The following is a 22,079-nucleotide window of genomic DNA, read 5'->3' on the forward strand; positions in this document are numbered from 1 at the left end:
GGGGATTCTTGACCCTTCTATTCGTCCTTGAGCGTTTTCCAGTCTATCGAATAGAGGGTGTAGAAAACAGGAGTTGGCCTCGTTATTCCAAGTCCGGAAATTGAGCCTGTCATAACGGGCCGGAGGGACGCGCGCAGTCTTTCATCATTCATCAGGCGTTCCTTTATCTGTGATCTGTCAACAAGATAGTCGGTTCTCTCGTATCTTCCGAAGCTCAGGTCCGACGCAACTTTTTCGACATCGAACTCTCTCTCTCTCAGAAGGTCCATCAGATGAGGTGAAACCAATGCTCCCAAATCAAGCACTCTTCTGTCGGAATAGTAGCCAATTGCGCCAACGTCAGTCACGGCAACGGTGGCAAGAGGAGGCGAATTCGATTTGAGCCACTTCCCAATCGGGATCAGGGATTCATTCATCCCTTTGGAGAAGTTCTTTGTATGGGGATAGGCCTCGAATCTCAGGATATAAAGGTTCACGGAGATTGCGAAAACCGCAAGGAGCGTTGCCCACAAGGCGGCTTTGCCGGCTTTTCCCCGAAACGAGTCATAGATGGATTCAAGTGAGAGAAATCCCAGAAGGGTCACCGCCGGCAGAACCGGGGCAAGATATCTGGAGAGCACTTCGACCCCCCGCAGAATGTAAAACGAAGGTAGAAGCGCAAGCCACAGTATGAGGATGAATCTCTCGTTGAGAAGCCGGGGCAACTTCTTCAGTCCTCCGGACGAGACGACCATGATGATGAACAAGACGATTGCCAGGATCTCCGGCCCCTGAGTCGCAAGGATTATCTTGCCTGATCTCAGCGCGGCACCAAGTACCTCCGCACCGCTATGTGCGAATCTTCCTGCTTTGACAAGGGCCGTTGTCGGGATCACAGTGCCGAATGTTCTTTCCGCATAGATCAGCCAGGGCGAGAGAACAACAACATTCAAGACCAACGAAAACACAAAGCTCCTGAGCCTTCTTCCCTTCCAAGTGAGCCTGCCGGCCAGCATGAGAACAGCGAGGAGAGCCCCTTCCGGCCGGGAAAGAGCAGAGAGTGCGGAGAAGATAGGAGAGACTCCGAAACTTGTTCCTCTCAGCTTTTCCCTCTCGTGCAAGAAAATGGAAAGAAGGACAGTAAACACGACAAGCGAGGTTTCCATTCCCGAGAGGGACCACCTCACGACCCACGCGTCGAACGTGAAAGCGAATACTGCGCCGATGACGAATTCTTTTCTCTTCAATGACAGCGATGCAAGGCGGAAGAAGACAAAAATCGAGCCAAGGGAGAAGATGAAACCGAGAATCTTGCTCACCGCGGGAAGGTCCTGGGTCGCGCTGCCAAACAAGGCAACCAGAAAGACCCAGAGGGGGCTGGTGGCGCCAAGAACGGCCTCGCCCGTGTTGAAGCACAATCCGTAGCCGTTCTTCAGATTCTTCGCATACTGAAGGTGTATGAACGTGTCGTCTGTGATATAGCCGAGGAACGGAATCTCCACCAGAACGAAAAGGAGCAAGATTGACAGCCACAGCGTTCTATTCTTCATTGTCGCTTACCTCTGTTGAGCCGCCGCTCTTCGAGATGTCCTTTCCCTCCTGCCGAGAATGTCGATCCTTCTCGGACTCGCTCACTCGAATTTGTGAACTCGGCCTACGGCCTCAGACAGCACAAATTCGCCCCTTCGGGTCACTCCCTCGTCCAAGAAGGGACTCCAGAGATTCTCGGAAAGTCGGTTCAAGGACATCTTTCCAACGTCGCGACCGGACCAGAGTCTGGCTGCTATCGTTTCCACTTCAGGCCCCCTGCGTAGCAGTAGAACACCAGGAAGTCTATTAGCTTGAACGTGACCGGGCTTGCAGGCGTGCGTTCGGCAATGAAGCGCCCAGTCCGGAAGAAGGGCTTTCTCAGGAAGACTGAGAGCAGCAGCTTCCTCGCAATGTCGCCCCAACTATCCTCTCCTACTGCCGGGCACTCAAGAAGATTCAGTCTCAGCACCTTCCTGAGCTCGGGATGTTTGTCAATGAGGATTCTCAGGGACGATTTTCCGCACAGCACTTTTTTCTCAAGGAACTCATCAAGTGAGTGCCTGTGGATGTGGAAGGACTTGGCATTCTCCGCATAGACAAACTCTCCTCCCACCTTTCCCATCCGGTGCCCCAGGTCGACGTCCTCAAAGCCATAGGTGACAAACTCCGGGTCAAAGAGTCCGACCGAAATGAGGAATTCCCTCTTCACAGACGAGTTGTTTGTCAGGAAATACCGTGGCGGGATGTTCTTCTTGTCCTTCACCTTCTTGACACCTCTGGTATCCAGGTATCTCGAAACCGAAGAGCCATTTGCCTCCGGCGCGGTTGACACATTTCCTATTACGACCCTTTTCCGCGCGTCGCCCTGGGCAGTGACGTGAGCCTGAATGAAATCGGGTCCGACGATCATGTCATCGTCAAGAAATACGACTATCTCTCCAGTTGCACGGAGAATCCCGGTATTCCTCGATGGTGCCCTTCCTCTTGTCTCGGCATGTCTCTCAAATACCAGCGGAACCGGATGCGGACTCGCAAGAATTTCGGAAGTGCCGTCCCGTGAACCGTCATCAACGACAACGATCTCAAACCGGGAGCCATCGAACCTCTGAGAGAAGAGTGCACCGAGTGTCCTGGAAAGAAGGTGCTTCTTATTGCACGTTGGAATGACGACGCTCACCTTTTTCAAAGAGATTCACCTTCCCGCTGCAAATCGTTTGTAGATCTGGTCCATCTTCTCCATGTTCTTCCTGTGATCTGCACGGCTGGACACAATCTCACGGGATACTTTGCCAAACTCTTTTCTCTTATCCGGATTCTTGAGGAGATAGAGAAGCGCGCCGACCAACTCCTCCCTGCTCCCGGGTTCCACGACCATCCCGTTTTTCCCGTTTTCTATCCACTCAAGACTTGATTTCAGGCTGCTCACAACGATTGCGGCACCACAGGCCATCGCCTCAAGAAGCGAGACTGCAGTTGCATCCACCGAAGGGACAGTGACGAAGACATCCGAGGCCCTGACGAGGCCTGGAAGTTTCTCATGAGCCACCCTTCCCAGAAAAATCGTGGAAGAGGAAATACCAAGTTTTCTCGCTTTGTCAACAAATCGTGAATCATCGCCTTCATAGCCGGTGAAAATATACTTTGCATTCGGAAAGCTCTTCAAGATATCCGGGATGGAATCAACGATGACATCAATGTTGTAGTAGTCTTTCGTGAAGCTCCTCGTACTGAGAATGACCGGCTCATCCTCTTTGATCCCGAGTTCCCGTCGCGTATCTGTCGCAACAGTCGGATCGAACCTGCTCAGGTCAACACCCCACTGGATAACTGTCGCGTTATCTCGTTTCGCACCCATGCGGATGGCTTCCTCAACTATGTCTGCCGAGTCGCCAGTCACGAAATCTGCCTTCCCGAGAGCATATCTGGCCAGAAACCCTTTCAGAGCAGACTCCCTCGGAGTCAGGTAAACGTCATCGCCCCAGACCGTCAGAATGAACGGATGGAAGTTCGAAAACGCCCCCCAGTATCCGTAGCCGGTAAGGAAATGAGTATGCAATATGTCGGGGTTAAGCTTCGAGAGAATCTTCTTGATTCTTATGAGGCCGAAAGCGTATTTGATGGGTTTCGGGAGTGAGGAAAAACCTATCTGATGGACAGGAATTCCGTCCATCTTGCAGGGTTGTGAAGTTATCAGATGAACTTCATACCCTTTGTCCCGGAAAAAACAAAGCCATCGTTCGGTGTGTATATGATTCCCAATTGAGAGGTAAGCTATTTTCACGCTGTCTCCGCTCTGCCCCTTCCCTTATCTTCTCAGAACTCTCTTCGGCCAGTCGAGCAAAAACCTGATTGTTCCAACCAGTTTCCTGTTCGTCAGAAGCTCCTCAATCCTTCCTCTTTCCGCCTCGTCGAATATCCCGCCGAAGGCAACTCCCAGATTGAAGATTATGAGAACCGGAAGCGTCACAGCAAACAAAACGAGAATGTTTGAAGGATGAAAGATTTCCGCAAGAACGGCTGAGCAAAGGAAAGCCGGCGCTGCAGACAGAACCAGCCGTCCAGGGCAAATATCGGCAAAACTGAACTCCAGGTAGACTCTCGCAAAACGGATATTGAGAAACAGGATACAGATGGATGCGAAAGCCTGCGAAATCATCATGCCCCACAATCCCAGTCTTCCGATCAGGAGAACTCCCGAGAAAAGGTATATCACGTACCAGGCAAGATCCGATCCTACGGAAAGGCCGATCCTGCCGGTGGCCCTCAGGGTGGTAGTCACCGAGGAATAGAGACAGGCAAGAGGCACGAGGAATGCCATGAACAGTAGAAGGGGCTCACTTCCCTGAAACTCTTTGCTGGTCACAAGGAGAACAAGAGCCCTGTTGCCCAGGACGACAAAGCAGAGGACCAGAAATCCCAGGAGAAACTCAATCTTCATCAGAAGCGTGAGGTCGGCCCTTATCTCACGGTTTCCCTTCTCCCATTTCCTTGTGATCTCTGGTGAGACCGCAAGGAGCGGAAGGAACAGAAGCTTCTTGAAGAAATACATTATCCTCGATGCCACGTGAAGAAGTGACACTGCCTGAAAGCTCATGAAGCCGCCGACCACCAGCCGGTCCGAGTTCTCCAAGCCGAGTCCGATGAAAGTCATGAGGCACGCACCTTTCCAGAAGCTGGAAACCTCTGACGCGGCGCCCAACATTGTTAGCTTTCTCTCGCCTTTCCGCCGGAAGAACAGGAGCCAGAGAGTTGCAAGTGAAACTATGACTACAATCGCCCCTATGGTGATGAAGACTTTGAAGAGAGCCATGACATCGAGCCGATTTCTGATCACAAAGATCCACAGGGTGACAAGTCCTTGAAAAAGTATTTCGAAGACAAAAGGAAAGGTCATTCTCGATAGACCGTTGAATGCACCGTAGATGATGGCCCTCAAGACTCCGAAAGCCACGTACGTTGAGGCGAGGAGTATTATCTTCAGACCGAGCGGGGACTCGTGGAAGAGCGAAGATAATCTTCCTCCGAAGGCAATCAATGGAATGATCAGAACGACTGCCATGAAACTGGAGAGAATCAGGGAGAATCTGACAAGGTCTCTGGATTTCTCTCTCTCGCCTCTCGCCTCAAACAGAGGAATGAATCTGAGTAGAACGAAAGGCAGCCCCAGCTCCATCAGGGCGCCGAAAATTGCGCCCGCCGCGACGCTGGAGGCATAGATGCCGAAACCTATCGGTCCGAGCCAGACGGCAATTATTTTCGCTTGAATGAGTGTGAAAAAGAGGGTTGAAAAGTGGGATGCAAAAAGGGCGAGAGTGTTTCCCGCAACTCTTTTCATCTCTTGCCCAGCGGAGGAACCAGCTCCTTGAGCTTGTCCAGAACTCTCTGATCATCAAGGGTGGCGCAGAGTCTCTCTATCTCCGTTATCTCCTTGTCCAGGTCAAACGGAAGCTCTCCTTTCTTCGTCACAACCAGTATCTTCTGATGCTCGGTTCTCCGGATAGTCTCCGTCTTTTCCCAAAGTGCTTCAGTCAATTTTTCTCCCGGTCTCAGCCCGGAAAAAGTTATCTGGATCTCGACCTCGGGAACGAAGCCTGAGAAGGTGATGAGTTCCCTTGCAAGGTCGAGAATCCTGACCGGTTCACCCATATCGAGCACGAACACTTCGCCGCCTGTCCCGATCGCTCCGGCCTGAAGAACCAGCAGAACCGCTTCTTTCACGGTCATGAAGTATCTCGTTGCACTTGCATCCGAGACGGTCACAGGCCCACCTTGGGATATTTGTTTCTTGAAGACCGGGACAACACTGCCGCGCGTCCCAAGCACATTTCCGAATCTTACGGCCATGAGTTTGGTGGAGTGAGTACCCTTAGCCCGTTCTCCAAGAAAGAACTCTGCCAGCTTCTTGGTTGCGCCCATGACACATGCGGGAGAGACCGCCTTGTCGGTTGAGAGCATCACAAACCTCTCGGTCCCGGTTCCGATGCAGCTGTCTATCAGGAACTTCGTGCCGAGAAGATTGTTCTTCACCGCCTCAACAGGATGAAGCTCCATCAGGTGCACATGTTTGTGTGCGGCAGCATGAAATACAACATCCGGTTTGTGGCGTGAGACCGTCTTTTCGACGACCCGCCTTTCCTTCAGATCGGCAATCACCGGCAGAAGGCGGGTTTTCCCGGAGGCCAAGCGGACATCGGCCTCAGCTTCAAAGATGCTGTTTTCTCCTCGTCCGAAGAGAACGACTTCCTCCGGCTCGAAAGAAAGGACGCGCTTCAGTATTTCTGACCCTATCGAACCTCCGGCGCCCGTGATAAGAATCTTCTTGCCCAGAAGGTAGTTCCTGAGACTCGATTGATCCACTTCTACAGTCTCTCTGCCGAGGAGGTCATCGCTTTCGACGGTTCTTATCTGATTGATGGTGAAGTCGCCGCGGATGATCTCCCTGATTCCCGGGACGATCTTGAATCTGACCTTCGCTTTCTCGCAGTACCTGGCGAGCGTCCTTATGTCCTTCCCGGTCGCCGACGGGATGGCAATGAGAATCTCATCGATTGAGAGTTTGCCGGCAAGCCCTGCGATCTCTTCCCTGCCGCCCAGCACGGGAATCCCCTTCACCTTCTTTCCCTGTTTCTGTGGATCGTCGTCCACGAAGGCGATAGGGACCAGCAGAAGCTCCGGGTGCGAGAACATCTCGGAGACTGCCATTTCTCCAGCCTCGCCTGCTCCGATTATCAGAACCCTTGTTTCCTTATTCACGAGATCTCCACAATGCCTGCAGACTGGACAACGTGATCATTCGTTCAAATATGACGTATCTCAATGGAAGTCGCCTGAAGTCCAAGTTTCAACCACTGCCTTGTCTAACGCAGAACAGCTACCTTGCGCAGCACAGTCTCACCGCCGGCATGGAGTCTGACCACATAGACACCGCTTGCGACCGGTCTTCCTTCAGTGTTCTTGCCGTCCCAGATTGGCTCTCCCTCACCCTTGTCGCCGAAAGTCCAGACCACTTCCCCTGCGATGGTCAGAATTTTGCCGCTGATCAGTCCTTGGAAACCCCGGGCCCTCAGGCTCTTCGTCCCGGATGCCAGATCCAACGGATTTGGATAAACGTATGCCCCCCCGACGCCGGGGCGCGGCTCCCAGGCCTGATAGCGGCTTATCCCGTCTTCGGTTCCAAACCACACTTCGCCGGTCTCGTCGTTGACAGCAACACATTTCACGTTTGAGTTCACAATCCACTGAGACGTGAAGCTTCTGGCAACAGTCCCGTCCGCCATTATTTTTGCAGGACCACGATCAGTGGCCACCCATTTGTTTCCGAACTTGTCGACTGCGATGTCCGTTACATTAGAGGACGGAAGGCCATCGGTCTCCTTGGTGTAAACTCTGAACTTGGTAAGGTCCCTGATCACCGTTATTCCGGAGGCCGTGCCTACCCAGACTTCGTCACCATAGCTGACGATGCTCGTCACAGAGTTTTCCGAAAGTCCTCCGTTTTCATATGTGAGGCGCGTCCATGATCCTACCGCGAAAGGATTTGCAAGATCGCTAATACTCCAAACATCAACCCCGTTTGCATAATGACCAATCCATCTCTCTTTTCCCCCATCCCTGAAGGCAATCGCCTTTATTTTGTTTGAGGAGATTGGATAGATTCCAATCATGAGATGACTCCAGGCTCCATCCGAGGAGCGTATGACGATGGGTTCCGTGAGCGGCTCATCTCTTGAATCTTCACCAAACCAGACGTTCCCCGAAGGATCCTCCTCGATGGACATGATATTCTCGTTGGTCACCGTCTGCGAGGCGGGCGTATAGTGATCGATAGTTCCATCAGCGAGAATTCTATCCAGTCCGATACCGTATGCGCCAAGCCATTTGTTCTTTCTTGAATCCACAAACACGCTGAAGAAATAATTATCATTGGAAAGGCCTTCGTTTTTGCCGAAATGCCTCCAGGTCTTTCCATCAAACGAATCGACACCGCCCAGGAAAGCAGCAGTCCAGATTGTCCCGTCTTCGAGTGCAAGCCCGTTAATGTTAGTGCCAACCGGCCCCTCCGAGATAAACTTGGTCCACGCACTTCCATCGTAGAATGAAAGCCCCTTGGCAGTACCTGCCCAGACCGTCAGTCCATCAGAGGTATATAGCGAAAGCACCTCGGTAGACGGCAGACCTGAGCTGATATCGGTAAATGTGCCGGCATAAAGCCTATAGACTCCCTTGTCTCTCGATCCGATCAGAAGCGAAGAGGTGCCCCGCACAAGGCTCGTAACATTTCCCCAGAATCCGATGGCCTGCCATCCGGAGCCGGACAGTTTGTAAACCCCGCCGCTGACAAATCCAACGGTGCCGCAGCCGACCCACACAGTCTCAGGGCTTGCGGCAAAGGAGGTAGCATTCTTGTTTCCGAGCCCTGTGTTCATCAAGTTCCAGGAGCTTCCGTCGAAGAAAGAAACTCCGGCGGATGTTCCGCAATAGATGCCGTTTCTCGCCTTGAAAAGAGTGTTTATTTGATTCGAGGGGATCTTGCCGGAAGTGTTGACGAAATCATGGATAGCTGGATTCTGAAAACCTATGAGAAGAACAACGCCTTTGTCCGCGGTGCCCACCCAAAGGCTGTCGTGAGAAGTGAGAAGGCAAGTAATCTTGTTCGAAGGAAGTCCATCAACATCTTCTATGAGACGCCAGGTGCCATTCTGGCTGTACATTGAGATTCCGGATGCTTCGGTCCCGAAATACTTGTTCCCGTCATCGTCGATAGCAACTGCAGTGAGTTTCTCGCTTGCAAGACCATCAACGACATTGATCTTCGCAAAGGTTGAATCCAGAATCGAGAACCTGGATACGCCGCCTGTCGTCGCACACCATAGATACAGTCCCTCACTGGCAACCGATTTTATGCAGTTGGAATTAACGTAGGAACTCCATGGCACGGCCTCGCTCTTCTGTGAAAACAAGAAAAGAAGGGGAATAATTGACAGCGGAACGATCCTTCTTCTCGCGACAGCCCTGACCAGCGTTTTCAAATCCTCGAAGAAACTCCACCTTCGGACATAAGACATGTCAAGCTCGAGCCGTTCTCCTTTGAGAAAACTCCTGCCGATGCTTCCCCGCCACGCTGGGAATGCCCCAGGCCTGACGCGTGAGAGTATCTCTCTTGCTTCAGATCCAAGCTCGTCCCACTCTTCCCTTGAAAGCGCCGAAGGACCTATAAGGCTGAGCTCTCCCCTTACGACGTTCACGAGATAGAATGGGAGTCTCAAGCTTCCACCGGCTGGATCATAGTGCGTGAACAGGACACCTCCCTTGCCGACCTTCTGTACCCCGTTGAATCCCTTCTTGCCGGTGATGAAAGCCGAGAGAAGCCTGAAAAGAAAAAGCGGTGAGAACAGGATCAATCCGATGGTTCCGACGATAAAGTCAAAAATTCTCTTGGAGGCGCTCTTTCCGTTCCAGAATGTTGCTCCGTCTATGGTCAAAAGAGGTATGCCCGCAAGCGGTTCAACCCTGGTTCTGGACGTCAAGATGTGGAAAGGTTCGCTCAGAATCCTCACCTTGACTCCCCGACGGGCAAGCGCCGAATAGAAATCGGTCGGGTCATCTGTCCACTCCTGAGGGAATACAACTTCCTGAATTCTCTCATCGAGTACGAGTGAGATGAGGTCGTTAGGGCTTCCGTCAGGGCCCACGTAAAACTCCTTCGCCTTCGGCGGCCTCAAGAACTCGTAACCCTCAGCCTTTGCAGCTTCTCTCCTTTCCCACATCTCATCAATAGACTTTGTTTTCCCGATAAGGAGAATTCGCTTCCCGGCGAAGTACGGGCCGAATCCCCTTTGCCCTGCCTTTCTTAGAGCGGCCCTTCCGAGAGTCAGAAGAATAGTCATGAGGGGCCAGAGGAGGGCCACAACGAATCTTGAATATGACTTCGTGTAGAGGAGATATGTGCTTGCCATAAGCACAAGGCAGGCTGCGAGCGCAGACTTCCCCATCCCGAAGAGCTCATCAACCCAGTCGCCTCTCTCGGCTTTACCGTATAGTCCGGATATCCGGAGGGATGCAAGCGTTACAACATTGGTGACAACCAGGAATGTTCCGTACATATAAAGCGGAAAATGTGGCTTCGCAAACGCAAAACCCAGCGCCGCTCTGAGCAAGTAGGCGACAAAAAACGAAGCGTTGATCGCCAGGATATCCACGAGAAAAAGCATTCCCTTTCCCATGGCTTCCCTGTTCTTCTTAAGGAGATAGAGAAACAAACTCCACTTCTCGTAGAACAGGAGGAGACTCCTCACGTGGTAGGCAATGCCTTTTCCGAACAGCTTTGCGCTTTCTCTCCTGTGATGGTGAACCATCACGGAATCGGAAACATACGTTATCTTCCAGCCCCGCTTGTTCATTCTGTAACACCAGTCAACATCCTCAAAATAGAGAAAGAACCTCTCATCGACAGGCCCTACATCTCCTATGGCCTCTCTCCTTACCAGGAGGCACGCACCCATGAGCCAGTCCACAGCCCTTGTGCCCGAGTGGTCCCAGTCCATCATAAGGTGCTGTCGTACTGCCTTACTATCCGGAAAGATCCTCCCGAGGAAAGTTCTGCGAAGGAGAATCGTTTTCAGAGTGTAGAAAGTTCGCGCGGAATACTGAAGTGTGCCGTCGGGATTGAGCAGCTTTGCGCTGCAGATCCCGATTCTCTTGTCCAGTTTCATCTGTGAGACAAGCCCGTCTATTGCGCCGCCGGTCACGGTTATGTCGGGATTGAGCACTAGCAGGTAAGAGGAATCTGTGAGCCCTATGGCTTGGTTTATGGCTCTTCCATAACCTATGTTGGCCGGGTTCGAGATGAGCTTTGCAGATGGGAACTCTTTCCTGACGAGTGCTGCCGAACCGTGCGTTCTCGAATTGTCTATTACAAGAAGCTCATACTCGGAGGATGGCGGGTAATCCAGGATTGAGGCGAGACAATTCCTGAGCAGTTCTGGAGTCTCATAGTTGACGACGACAATGCTGAGTTCCATAACGCGGTCATGCCCTGCCGAAGAGTTCCTGAAGCCTGAGTCTCCACACCAGCCAGACGGCTTCCCAAATTATTCTCTTCGACATTTTAGAGATTCCGACTCTCCTGTCCACAAAAGTTATCGGAATCTCTTTTATCTTGAATCCGTTCCTCCATGCCAGATAGCTCATTTCTATCTGGAAAGAGTATCCGTCAGAGTGGATCCTTGAGAGGTCTATGCTTTCCAGAACTTTCCTTCTGAATGCCTTGAAACCGCCGGTTGCGTCGCGGACCGGGAGTCCGGTGATAACCCTTGTGTAGACATTCGCCATGTAGCTCAGGATCAGCCTTCCCAAGGGCCAGTTCACGACCGTGACTCCATGAATGTATCTTGATCCCAGGACCAGATCGCAGTCGTCCATCGCCCCGATGAGCTTGGAAATCTCTGAGGGGTCGTGGGAGAAGTCTGCATCCATCTCCATCACGACATCCGCCCCGTCATTGAGGGCCTGGCGGAACCCCGCCACGTAGGCAGAGCCCAAACCCATCTTACGCTCCCTATGGAGAACACGTATCCTGCCGTCAGCCTTTCCCAACTCTTCGCCGATCTCGCCTGTCCCGTCAGGTGAATTGTCGTCGACAATTAGCACGTTGATTTCATGCGGAAGCTGGAGAATTCTCGAGAGGAGACTACGGATGTTTTCTTTTTCGTTATAGGTAGGGATGACGACAGTTATCTTCATTTATGCCTGTTTCTCCCTTCTGGCCTTCATCAATTGAAGAACAAGAGAGAATGCGAGAAGGATGATTATGACGGCGCCGGAAGCAAGACTGGCAAAGATGCCCAATCTCAACGAAGGTGACTCGTATCTCATGACAAGGGCGTGTTTCCCGGGCCCGACCTGAATTCCCCGAAACATGCCGTTTGTTCTGTAGACCGGCACCTCACGATTGTCAAGGTACGCCTTCCAGTCAGGATAAAACAGATCCGACAGAACCAAGAATGAATTTCCGCTCGTATCCAGGTCTATCCGGAGCTCATTAAATCCGTATTTCGTGAAAAGCGCCGTGCCGGTCGCGTCAACCCTGAAATCCGAGGTTCCGGCTACAATTGCCTCTCTCCACGGATTGAAGTCCGCTCTCTTTACCCTGTCCCAGACTTCCAGTTCATTAGGAACATAGACAGCGTTCTCCACGAAATAAGCCCGCGGCAGACAAGCTTCGTTAAGATAAACCTTCTTCGATCCGTCGAAAACCAGAGAAAGCCCCGGGACCTGCCCCCCGAGTGGTTCATCGGCCACAAAGTACTTCACATTCATCATCGACAACGTCCTCAGGTCATTGAGGCCGACTTTCTCAAGGAAATCCTGGTAGAGTTTCGGCTTTGCAGCATGATACCCGCCCACACTCTGGATCTTGAATGCCGTGTATCTGTTTGTCTGGAACTCGGTCTGACTAAGCGGGAGAATCCGGTAAATGGTCTTGTCCTTCTCAAGAAACTCCACGACATCGTCTCTTCCGATCTTCGGGTCGATCGATTTCACATCGCCTACTCTTTGCTGCATTATCCTGTAGTCAATCGACCAGAGGTCAATGGCAAGGACGATAAGAAGAAATAGAACCAGCGTACGCTGACCTATCCACCTTTTGAAGAAAAAGAATATTCCTGCGAGACCGAATGCAGCTATGACTGAAACCTTGATGAGGTCAGACGAGGCCATGTCGAAGGCGCTGTCGACCAGCTGCTGCGGAAAATCGCTCCTTACCGACCTTGCCAGATTGTCATAGCTCACGAGGAATGAGCTCTTCGCCACACCGAAAATAAATGCGACCGCAATCAGCGCTATTGCGCCGTAGAGAGCAAGCTTCCTGATCCCGTTCTGCTCCTTCTGCCTGGAGATTATGAGATTGAGACCCATCCCGGAAAGACAGGCAACCGAGAACTGAACCAGGACGAGGATCATCACGGGAACTCTGAACTTGTTGAAATAAGGAAGGTGGTCATAGAGCAGGGAATAGAGACTTTCGAAATGTTTTCCGAAAGAAACAAGGAGAGAAAAAAATGAAAGAAGCAGGAAGAAAACCGTCCATCTTGTCCTGATAAAGATCAGGGCGGCCGCTGCCAGAAGAAGGGGAAGGAGTCCCATGTAGTTCGGATAGTCGGTGAAGGGCATTGTTCCCCAGTAGGTCTGTCCGCCGAATCCCATGAACGAGGGCACAATGAAAGTGAGCATTTCGAGCGGACTGAACGACCAGGACGTCGCATACTTGAGCCCGACTCCGCCGCCTTCGGCACCGCCTCTTATCGAGTACTTGCTGTAGTCATTAACCGGAAGGTACAGGAAAGCAGAAAGAGCCATGCCCAAGAGAAGTGCCAGGAAAACCATGGAGAAACCCACGAGGGCCCTGCCTTTCGGATTTGAAGTCCTGAGTTCAGCGATGAGTTCTACGACCGCATAAAGCCCGATCATGAGCCAGGTGTAATAGACAATCTGGACATGGCCTCTCAGAAGCTGAAATCCTGAAACCATTCCCAGAAGCGCAAGATAGAGAATCTTTCTTGTCTTGATCAGTCTTGCGGCCAGGAAAAGCAGAAGAGGTATGAAGGACGCAGTAATCAATTGACTGCCGTGTCCAAACGCGCCGACAGCAATCAGGTTCGGCGTGAAAAGAAATACTGAAGCACCGTAAAGGGAGGCCAACGGATGGACATTTCTATCTCTCAGGAAAAGGAATAGGAAAATCCCGCCAAGCAAGTAGTACATGAGAAGCCATGTCATCTCCGGAAGAGGGATGAGGAAAGCGACCGCGTCAAGAATGAGATTTGGAAAGTAGACATAAGGATTATAGGTCAGGCTTCCATAGGAAGGCATCCCGCAGAAAACATAGGGATTCCAGAACGGATAGGTGTGATCCTTCTTGATTGATTCCTCTCCAAGGGCGCTGAAGCCCGCCGGCGCCTGAGCATCAGGAGAGGTCCAGATTTTATTGAAGAAAATGAATTGATAGAAGAAGACCAGAAACAGGATAAAGAGTGCGAGCAGCGAGAAAAGCACAAGATGCTTTTCAAACATATCGGGTTTCCTCGCCTTTATGCCGTGCTCCTGGTGCTTCTTTTCTTTTAGCTTCTTCTTGGCCATTTCAAGCGCTCACCTGTGATCTGCCTGCTCCTTTTCTTCCGAAGAACTCATCGATGGCTCCAAGCATCTGAGCCGCCTTCCTGTCCCAGCTATTCTCCTCCGCCTTTTTCCTGAGGAGCTCCGGATCCCTGGGAGAGGAAAGGGCGAGTTTGACGAGCTCTATGAACTCGTCCTCATCCTCCGCGAGGTAGATGAAGTCCTTCAGCAGTTCAAGATCTTCCGAGTAGTTCAGGCTGACAGTCGTCTTCCCGGAAGCCATGTACTCATAGACCTTGTTTGGATTGAGCGATCGTGTGAATTCGTTCTTTGTGAAAGGAATGAGGCAGACATCCATCGGCCCGAGATACCTGGACAACTCTCCTGCCTTCCTTTCCCCTAGAAAATAGACATTCCGCGTTGATTCTTCAAGCCTTTTTCGCTGCTCCCTCATTCCCAGCGCCACGGGGCCGACAATGATCAATGAACATTGAGGGAAATTTCGCGAGAGTTCTTCCAGAAGATGCGTATCGAACCATTCGGAAAATGTGCCAACATAACCGAGAATCGGCTTCTTCTTGGACCCGATATCTCCGGGGATGTCGTCAGGTCCGACTCTTCCCGCAAAGAGTTCAAGATCAACGCCGTTTCCAACCATGACTGGATTCTTCGCCCCCATGCTCTTCGCCAGCACCATGAGACCCTTCGAGCACACAAAGACCATGTCCGAAATGGCTATGAGCTCCCTGAAACAGCCGGCGACCCATTTCCTTGAGGAAGGAAAGTGAACGGGGTCATCGTTGCAGTCGTAGAACACCGGGAGAGGCTTGAGTGATTTTGCCACTGGCAGGAAGAGCACGTTGGAGACGAGACAGAATGCCGGTCTCCTGACCCGGAGAACCGCCATCCAGAATCTCACGCAGGCGAGCGTAAGAAAAGAGACGGCTCCCCTCACAACCTTGCGTTCAACCGCTGCATTGTAGAGACGGAGCCGTGTGCCTGATTTCAGCACCGGCACGGTGACGAAGGTCACGTTGCCGTCTCTCCCCGGAAAGAGCGAGCTCTTCCTTCCCTTTGCGAACGGCTCAAAGAAGAAGATGCGCCAGTCCTTCGGGAATCTCGAGAGGAGATAGTGCTTCCTCGTCCTCATGTAACTCCACTTGATCTCAGAAAGGACTATTACGTCCAAAGCTTCACCTCATGCCCCTCACCAGCCTCTCCCCATTGGGGAGAGGGTCAGGGTGAGGGGAACCTCAAGCCCTCTATCACCCTCTCCCCTCTGGGGAGAGGGTTAGGGTGAGGGGCGCCCCACCAGTCCCTCGTACAGCCCCTCCATCTTCAGCATCCACTGTGCATGATCGGCTTTCTCCCTGACGAGCGAGTAGTTTGCCTCCCGGCTACTGTTTCTCGTTGGCTCGTTTTTCAGCACAGTCAGTATCGAATCAGCCAGGGATTCCGGCGACTTGTCTCGCGGAAAGATAGCATTCACGCCCGGGGTAAACCATTCACGCACCGAAGGAAGGTCACTTAGTACCGGGACTGCACCGCAGGCAATCCCTTCGAGAACACTTATTGGCATGCTGTCACTATCCGGTATGGACACCACAACATCGGCAGCCGAATAATAGAGTGGCATTTTGTCGTAAGGAACTTCTTCCTGGAAAACAATAGAGCCGCCTATCTTGAGCTCCCCAGCAATTCTCTCCATCTCAAGGCAGAATGAATCCTTGGATTCCTGAGAGCGCGGGCCTTTCAAGACAAGTTTTGCCGAGGGGAACTCTTTCAGAACTCTTGGGAATGCACGAAGAATGGTCTCAACGTTGAAAAGTGCTTTCATCGCTCTTGGACTGAACACTACTGGGCCATCGCCAAGTCCTAACTCCTGCCGAAGCGAGCGTGCATCGATTCCCGGCCGGAAAAGTTCGAGGTCAACACCCCAGTGAATCAGTTCGATCTTATCCTTCGGAACACCTGCCGCCTGAAATGCACTTCTTCCCCTTTCTGTCTCGGTCGTTATGAGATCGGCCTTTCTCGCGGTGTAGCCGAATAGAAACTTGTTCAGCCGTCTTCTGTACGGCTCAAGAAACATATCTGAGCCCCAGCCCGTGAGCACAAAAGGATGGAAATTCGCGAGCGCCCCGGCCCAGCCGTACTGAGTCACGTAATGTGAGTGGAGAATGTCCGGCGATATCTCCTTCAAGATTCTCTTTATCTTTGGCAGGTTTTTGTAGGCGCTTGTCCTCGGGAAGGGACGAAGCGAAATGTCGATTTCAGTTATTCCCCCGATATTCCCTGGGACGGATGTCATGAGATAGACGTCGTGGCCTCTTTTCTTGAAAAACGAGAGCCACCGTTTTGTGTGGATACTGTCCCCTACTGCAAGGTAGCAGAGTTTCAAGTAGTCCCTGTCTCCCACACTAGCATCGTGTTTTTCATCAAGACCGGGGCTTGAGTCTTCGCGCACTCACATAAGAAAGGAACTTTTTGAAGAGCTTCCCATATCCTGACGGAGGCGTTGTCCAGAAGCGCATGGCTACCCGACCCAGAAAATCAGTCACAGAAAACTTGAGCATTCTCCGGTAGGGCTCAAGCTCTCTTACGAACCGGATGTGTTCTTCCTCCAATTCTTCTCTGGTCAGATACCGGGTGGGCATAACGACAGTTTGATGAAGGTCGATTGCTGACCAGTCCATGTTGTCGCTGACAAACTGTTTCTGCTTCGCGTAATCATATACTTCGCATCCCGGGTAGGGCGTGAAGACTGTGACGGCTGCAAAATCGGGCTCAAGCCTGGCAAGAAGTTTCTTTGTCTCAACGATGCTTTCCCTGCTCTCGCCGGGAGCGCCGACCATGAGATATGCGTGCCTCTTCATTGTGAGACCTTTTGACGCTCTGAATGCCTCCGCAATCTGCTCGATCGTGCTTCCCTTCTTCAGCTCCTTGAGTATTTCGGGTGAGCCGCTCTCAACTCCCATCCAGATTTCACTGCAACCGGCAGTGGCCATCTCCACAAACGTTTCTCTATCAACCGTGTTCACGTGGACATTGCAGCCCCAAGTAATCTTGAGTCCTGATTCCTTCAGTTTCCTCGAAAACTCAATAGTTCTTTCCTTTGTCACTGTGAACGTATCGTCGGAGAAATTCACATGCTCAATTCCGTAATCACGCACAAGCTCTTCTATTTCTTTGATGACATTTTCGGGAGACCGCGGTCGCCACATTCGCGTCCAGACCGTATGCGACGCACAGTATGTACAGCGGTAGGGACAGCCTCTACTGGACAACACCCAGATCGTTCTCTTTCCGGCCTGGGATGATGTCCGGATGAATTTCTCCTGGTCGAAGAGCTTTCTGTCCGGGGGCGGAAGCTCGTCAGTATTCTTGACAAGAGGTCTTGGTGGATTCGACCGTATTCCCGAACCGTCCCTGTATGAAATCCCCAGCACGTTCTTCACATCTCCGTTCCCTTCAAGTGTTCGAACAAGGTCAAGAAGCGTGAGTTCGCCTTCGTTTCTTACCACAAAATCGACTTCATCATTGAGGAGAACGGATTCAGTGCACGCCGTGGCGTGAGTGCCGCCAAACACAATCTTCAGATTGGGATTATGTCTCTTTGCCTTCCTAGCAATGTTCATGCCGTCGGAAAACATGGGGGACGTCCCGGTAATCCCTGCAATGTCCGATTCGGCACAGGCCATTGCAATCGCATCCGCATCCTCGAAGGCCGAGATTCTGATGGAGACGTCTGAAAAGCCGTTGGCCTTGAGAAAAGACGCGAGGTAGCCGAGGTTCAGGGGTTCCCAGACAAACGATGGGTTATGCCGGTAAGCTTTGGGTTGAACCAGAGTTATCTTCACTGCCGAAAGTATAACACAAGGTCAAAAATCGTTCACCCAGGAAAAAAGGTGACCTCAGAGTCTGGACAATAGTGTTGCGGAGTCATCTCCTGCAGATTACTTGAAGTATTCCTTCGATAACACCAACTGTTCCTCTCGGGCTTCCGGCGAGGATCTGGTCCAGTATTAGGCCAAGAATCGATATCGAATGCGCCAACTTGCTTACAGAGTCCTGAGGGAAATTCTTCTTGAACAGGTAGTGGTGATTGATGACAAGGGTCTTTTTTGCCTCGCGATTGTCCGGCCTTTCCCTCTTTGAAGGAAGATGGGCAAGTCTTGCGTAGGGCTCATATACGAGTTTGTACTTTCTCGAGATTCTGTACGAGAGGTCATCGTCTTCCATGTAGCTCCCCCTGGCAAGATCCTCGTCGGGTCTGATTTCATCGAGAACTTTTCTTCTGTATGCAGTGAGTCCGCCGGAAAGGCATTCGACTTCTTGCCTGACTTTTCTGTCGTGAACGAATGTCGGGAAGCCTGACCTCTTGAACTTGCCGCTGCCGAAATCAGGGAGAAAGAATGCTTTCCTCAAAAGGCTCCTGAGTCCTCTTCTTCTCGGAGGAAGGTTTGTTATTGTCCCCATTCCCCCCGCTATCTCGCCTCTTTCATCCTGCTCAAAGACGCCGAGCAGACTCAAAATGAAGCCGTCTTCGAGGACTACATCATCATCGAAGAAGAAAATCACATCTCCAGTGGCTTTTTCTATCCCGACCCTCTTCTGAAGGGAAAGCCCGGGCTTGCTTCTCAGGAACACGAGGCGGAATCCAGGATCTGGAAAGTCTGTCTTGAGCTCCTGCTCGAATGGCGCGCCATCCGACGAGTCAACAACGATTGCCTCGTCGGGCAGCCTGGTCTGCTTCGCAATCGACGCCAAGCACCTTTTGAGTTCTTCGGGCCTGTTCCTGGTAGGTATAACGACCGATGTCCTAAGTGGAACACTTTTCATGGGAAGGAGCCTCGGGCAAAAAGGTTATTTCTTCGTGATGCTGACAGCGGTGTCCGTCGGCGGTCGAGGCGGATCCCGGAGTCAGCTGGGGCGAGGAACTCATCTCTTGGATTCCAAAAGCATTACTTCTATCGGTGGTCAAGGTGGACGCCCGAATTGGCCGGAGCATGGAAATCATCTCTTGCTTTTCCAGAGCGCCTCGACGCTGGATACAATGAATTCGAGATCTTCTCTTTTCAGCGAAGGATGACATGGAAGCGACAATATCTTCGCAGCGAGTCCTTCTGTTATCGGCAGAGAGTCGGGCCCGTATCCGAGATATCTCAGTGCAGGCTGAAGGTGGACCGGAGGAAAGTAGACTTTTGAAGAGATGCCTTTTTTCCCAAGCCATTCCGCCAGCTCCGTGCGCGAGAAACCGGTCAGAGCTTCTTCGATCTTCAAGGTATAGAGCGTGAAGGGATGCGTCCTGTCATTCTTGATTGCGGGCGGCACGATTCCGCTAAACTTTGACAGCTTCTCACTGAGATACCTGGCGTTTACATTCTTCTTCTTGTTGATTGAATCAAGCTTCTTAAGCTGCTCGATTCCTACCGCTGCCTGGAGCTCGGTCATCCTGTAGTTGTAACCGACAACGACATGATGGTACTGCTTCTCCTGTCCGTGATTTCTCAGAAGTCTGAGCTTGGCTGCAAGCGAGCCATCGCCGGTAGTGACCATACCGCCTTCACCTGCCGTGATGTTCTTTGTCGGAGTGAAACTGAACATCGCCGCATCTCCAAAAGAACCGGCCTTCTTCCCTTTATAGGAAGCTCCATGCGCCTGGGCTGCATCCTCAATGACAAGAAGATTTCGCAATCCGGCTATTTCGAGTATCTCCTTCATATCAGCCGGTTGTCCCCCATAGTGTACCGGCATCACGGCCTTTGTTTTCTTGGTGATCTTCCTCTCGACATCCGATGGGTCCAGGTTGAAGCTCTCCGGATCGACTTCAGCGAAGACGGGCGTCCCGCCTGCATGGATAACGGAAGTGGCAGTCGAGAAAAATGTGAGCGATGGGACGATTACTTCATCTCCGCGGCCGATCCCGAGCGCAAGAAGGATTGAGTGAAGGGCGACTGTGCCGTTCATGAAGGCAACAGCGTGTTCAACCCCCACGTAAGCGGCAAACTTCCTCTCGAACTTCTCCACCTGCTCGCCCTGGCTCAACCATCCGGAAGCAATGACGTTCTTGAGGGCTTCCACCTCTTCCTTCCCAACGGAAGGGCAGGCAAGAGGAATTGGGTTGGCGGGGCCTCGACTGTGTGGCCGCCGGCGCGGGTGAATTGGGTCACGGGAACCTGGGCTACGGCGCCGCGGTTTCTGAGTCGATCTAGAAGAAGAGGTGTTTGAGTTTTTCAAACTCATTCTGGGCCTTCTCGTATTCTTCGTGTCTTCCTATGTCCAGCCAGAAATCGCTGCACGGGTAGCCAACCACCTTCTTGCCATCTCCGATCAATCTCAAGACAAGCTCAGGGAAATCAGCCTTCTCCCCCTTCTTGATATAGCTCAGGGCCTCGGGCTCAAAAACGTAGATACCCATGCCAACCTCGTAGCGATGAACTGGTTTCTCAATGTATCCTGTAATGTTGTACTTCCCGTCGCGCTCAACATATCCGAGGTTGATTTGATGAGACCTCTCCTGAAGGGCAATTGTAAGAACAGCATCTTTCTTCTTGTGATACTCGACGACCCTGTTGAAATCGAGCGTTGTGAGAAGGTCCCCATTCATCACAAGAAATGTTGAACTGAGGTCCTTGACAAGCAAAATTGGACCGGCTGTCCCAAGGGACTCTCTCTCAACTGAATACTCAAGCTCAACACCCCACTTGCTTCCATCCCCGAAGTAAGCTTCAAAGAGATGGGACAGATAGCCGACCGCAAGAGTGATTTTGGTGAATCCCTGCTTCTTGAGCTGCCTTATGACTATTTCCAGGATCGGATAGTCACCAACCGGGAGAAGCGGCTTGGGAAGAACCGTTGTGAGTGGAAGAAGCCTGGTTCCCTTGCCCCCTGCAAGCACAATAGTTTTCACGAATCACCTCGCTCGATCTCGGTCAACTCGCCAAAGCTCCCTTACACAACGTATTCCCAGGGTCTGAACCGGCCCATGTTCTCGGAAAACCATTTGATGGTTTCCTTGAGACCTTTATCCAGCGAGACTTTCGGTTCCCAACCAAGCAATTCCCTTGCCTTGCTTGAATCGGCGACGAGCCGCTGGACCTCACTTCTCTCGGGCCTGACCCTTTCCTTCGCCTCCGTGACGACAAGCTCCTTTCCGACGAGTTCCCCTATCTTCTTCACCAGTTCTCCGACCGAGATTCCAGTCCCAGTCCCAATGTTCATTACCTCTCCGACGGACCTCTCATCCTCTGCGATTCTAAGAAAGGCATCAACAGTGTCCGCGACAAAGGTGAAGTCTCTCGTAGGATGAAGGGAGCCGGCCTTCACCTCGATTCCTTTCAAGGCCTGGGTGATGATGGTAGGCACGACTGCGCGCATCGATTGTCTTGGTCCATAGCAGTTGAAAGGCCTTATTGTCGCGACCGGAAGGCCAAACGAAAGATGGAAGCTCTCGGCAAGCTTGTCGGCTCCTATCTTGCTGGCCGAATAGGGCGATTGGCCTTGGAGCGGGTGTTTCTCGTCAATTGGAACATAGAGGGCCGAGCCATAGACTTCACTTGTCGAAGTGTGAACAATCTTTTCGACTCCGACTTCTTTTGCGGCATTAAGCACGTTGAGAGTCCCGACCACATTGGTCTCGACGACATCCAGGGGATGCTTGTACGAGTAAGGAATTGCGATGAGCGCGGCCAGGTGAAAAACAACATCCGTCTTGTCCATGGCTTTCTTGACTGCGTCACTGTCCTTGAGATCTCCATGGATAATCTCAACCCTGTCTTCGAGCCCGGAATCCGACAGAAAACCCCTCTCGCCTCTTGAAGTGTATCTCAGGAAGACTCTGACTTTGGCTCCTTCTTTGACAAGTTTCTCAGCAAGATGGCTTCCAATGAAGCCGCCGCCGCCAGTGAGAAGTATTCTCTTTCCTGAGAGTTTCATGAAAGCTCCTCCTCTTCTTT

General features: G+C 51.9%; 15 protein-coding genes. All 15 read right to left on the reverse strand.

Going from position 1 to position 22,079, the window contains the following annotated elements:
• Positions 1 to 17 precede the first annotated feature (17 nt).
• Positions 18 to 1,529: a hypothetical protein gene (locus QME66_00190; protein MDI6807389.1), complete on the reverse strand. Its 1,512-nt coding sequence runs from the start codon at positions 1,527 to 1,529 to the stop codon at positions 18 to 20.
• Positions 1,530 to 1,762: 233 nt separating this feature from the next.
• A complete protein-coding gene (locus QME66_00195) occupies positions 1,763 to 2,686 on the reverse strand; it encodes a glycosyltransferase (GenBank protein MDI6807390.1) in 924 nt (307 codons plus the stop codon).
• A 15-nt stretch (positions 2,687 to 2,701) separates the two neighbouring features.
• Positions 2,702 to 3,790: a glycosyltransferase family 4 protein gene (locus tag QME66_00200; protein ID MDI6807391.1), complete on the reverse strand. Its 1,089-nt coding sequence runs from the start codon at positions 3,788 to 3,790 to the stop codon at positions 2,702 to 2,704.
• Positions 3,791 to 3,814: 24 nt separating this feature from the next.
• Positions 3,815 to 5,344 (reverse strand): oligosaccharide flippase family protein, encoded by a 1,530-nt coding sequence (locus tag QME66_00205; protein ID MDI6807392.1) that lies wholly within the window; start codon positions 5,342 to 5,344, stop codon positions 3,815 to 3,817.
• A complete protein-coding gene (locus tag QME66_00210; protein ID MDI6807393.1) occupies positions 5,341 to 6,762 on the reverse strand; it encodes a nucleoside-diphosphate sugar epimerase/dehydratase in 1,422 nt (473 codons plus the stop codon). Before QME66_00210 ends, QME66_00205 begins: the two co-directional genes overlap by 4 nt.
• Before the next feature lie 104 nt (positions 6,763 to 6,866).
• The gene (locus QME66_00215; protein MDI6807394.1) at positions 6,867 to 11,030 is read right to left on the reverse strand and encodes a glycosyltransferase; all 4,164 of its coding nucleotides are present in this window, start codon (positions 11,028 to 11,030) and stop codon (positions 6,867 to 6,869) included.
• A gap of 7 nt (positions 11,031 to 11,037) precedes the next feature.
• Entirely contained in the window at positions 11,038 to 11,751 is a 714-nt protein-coding gene (locus QME66_00220) for a polyprenol monophosphomannose synthase (GenBank protein MDI6807395.1), read from the reverse strand.
• Complete coding sequence (locus tag QME66_00225; GenBank protein ID MDI6807396.1) at positions 11,752 to 14,148, reverse strand: YfhO family protein; 2,397 nt, start codon at positions 14,146 to 14,148, stop codon at positions 11,752 to 11,754. It abuts the gene before it with no gap.
• A gap of 1 nt (position 14,149) precedes the next feature.
• A complete protein-coding gene (locus tag QME66_00230; protein ID MDI6807397.1) occupies positions 14,150 to 15,313 on the reverse strand; it encodes a glycosyltransferase in 1,164 nt (387 codons plus the stop codon).
• Between the two features lie 102 nt (positions 15,314 to 15,415).
• Positions 15,416 to 16,522 carry a glycosyltransferase family 4 protein gene (locus QME66_00235; GenBank protein MDI6807398.1) on the reverse strand — a complete coding sequence of 369 codons (1,107 nt, stop codon included), beginning with the start codon at positions 16,520 to 16,522 and terminating at the stop codon, positions 15,416 to 15,418.
• A 37-nt stretch (positions 16,523 to 16,559) separates the two neighbouring features.
• Positions 16,560 to 17,981 carry a radical SAM protein gene (locus QME66_00240; protein MDI6807399.1) on the reverse strand — a complete coding sequence of 474 codons (1,422 nt, stop codon included), beginning with the start codon at positions 17,979 to 17,981 and terminating at the stop codon, positions 16,560 to 16,562.
• An 82-nt stretch (positions 17,982 to 18,063) separates the two neighbouring features.
• Positions 18,064 to 18,963, reverse strand: coding sequence for a glycosyltransferase family 2 protein (locus QME66_00245; protein ID MDI6807400.1), 900 nt, complete (start codon positions 18,961 to 18,963; stop codon positions 18,064 to 18,066).
• A gap of 174 nt (positions 18,964 to 19,137) precedes the next feature.
• Entirely contained in the window at positions 19,138 to 20,241 is a 1,104-nt protein-coding gene (locus tag QME66_00250) for a DegT/DnrJ/EryC1/StrS family aminotransferase (protein MDI6807401.1), read from the reverse strand.
• 91 nt (positions 20,242 to 20,332) lie between these two features.
• The gene (locus tag QME66_00255; GenBank protein ID MDI6807402.1) at positions 20,333 to 21,034 is read right to left on the reverse strand and encodes a sugar phosphate nucleotidyltransferase; all 702 of its coding nucleotides are present in this window, start codon (positions 21,032 to 21,034) and stop codon (positions 20,333 to 20,335) included.
• 41 nt (positions 21,035 to 21,075) lie between these two features.
• Positions 21,076 to 22,059, reverse strand: a complete 984-nt coding sequence (locus QME66_00260; GenBank protein ID MDI6807403.1) for an SDR family NAD(P)-dependent oxidoreductase — start codon at positions 22,057 to 22,059, stop codon at positions 21,076 to 21,078.
• Positions 22,060 to 22,079: the final 20 nt, after the last annotated feature.

The sequence above is a fragment of the Candidatus Eisenbacteria bacterium genome (assembly GCA_030017955.1).
Taxonomy (GTDB): domain Bacteria; phylum Eisenbacteria; class RBG-16-71-46; order JASEGR01; family JASEGR01; genus JASEGR01.

Coding starts and splice junctions, on each gene's coding strand:
- QME66_00260 (MDI6807403.1), bottom strand. CDS start 22,059: ATGAAACTCTCAGGAAAGAGAATACTTCTCACTGGCGGCGGCGGCTTC.
- QME66_00245 (MDI6807400.1), bottom strand. CDS start 18,963: ATGAAAAGTGTTCCACTTAGGACATCGGTCGTTATACCTACCAGGAAC.
- QME66_00225 (MDI6807396.1), bottom strand. CDS start 14,148: ATGGCCAAGAAGAAGCTAAAAGAAAAGAAGCACCAGGAGCACGGCATA.
- QME66_00220 (MDI6807395.1), bottom strand. CDS start 11,751: ATGAAGATAACTGTCGTCATCCCTACCTATAACGAAAAAGAAAACATC.
- QME66_00190 (MDI6807389.1), bottom strand. CDS start 1,529: ATGAAGAATAGAACGCTGTGGCTGTCAATCTTGCTCCTTTTCGTTCTG.
- QME66_00205 (MDI6807392.1), bottom strand. CDS start 5,344: ATGAAAAGAGTTGCGGGAAACACTCTCGCCCTTTTTGCATCCCACTTT.
- QME66_00215 (MDI6807394.1), bottom strand. CDS start 11,030: ATGGAACTCAGCATTGTCGTCGTCAACTATGAGACTCCAGAACTGCTC.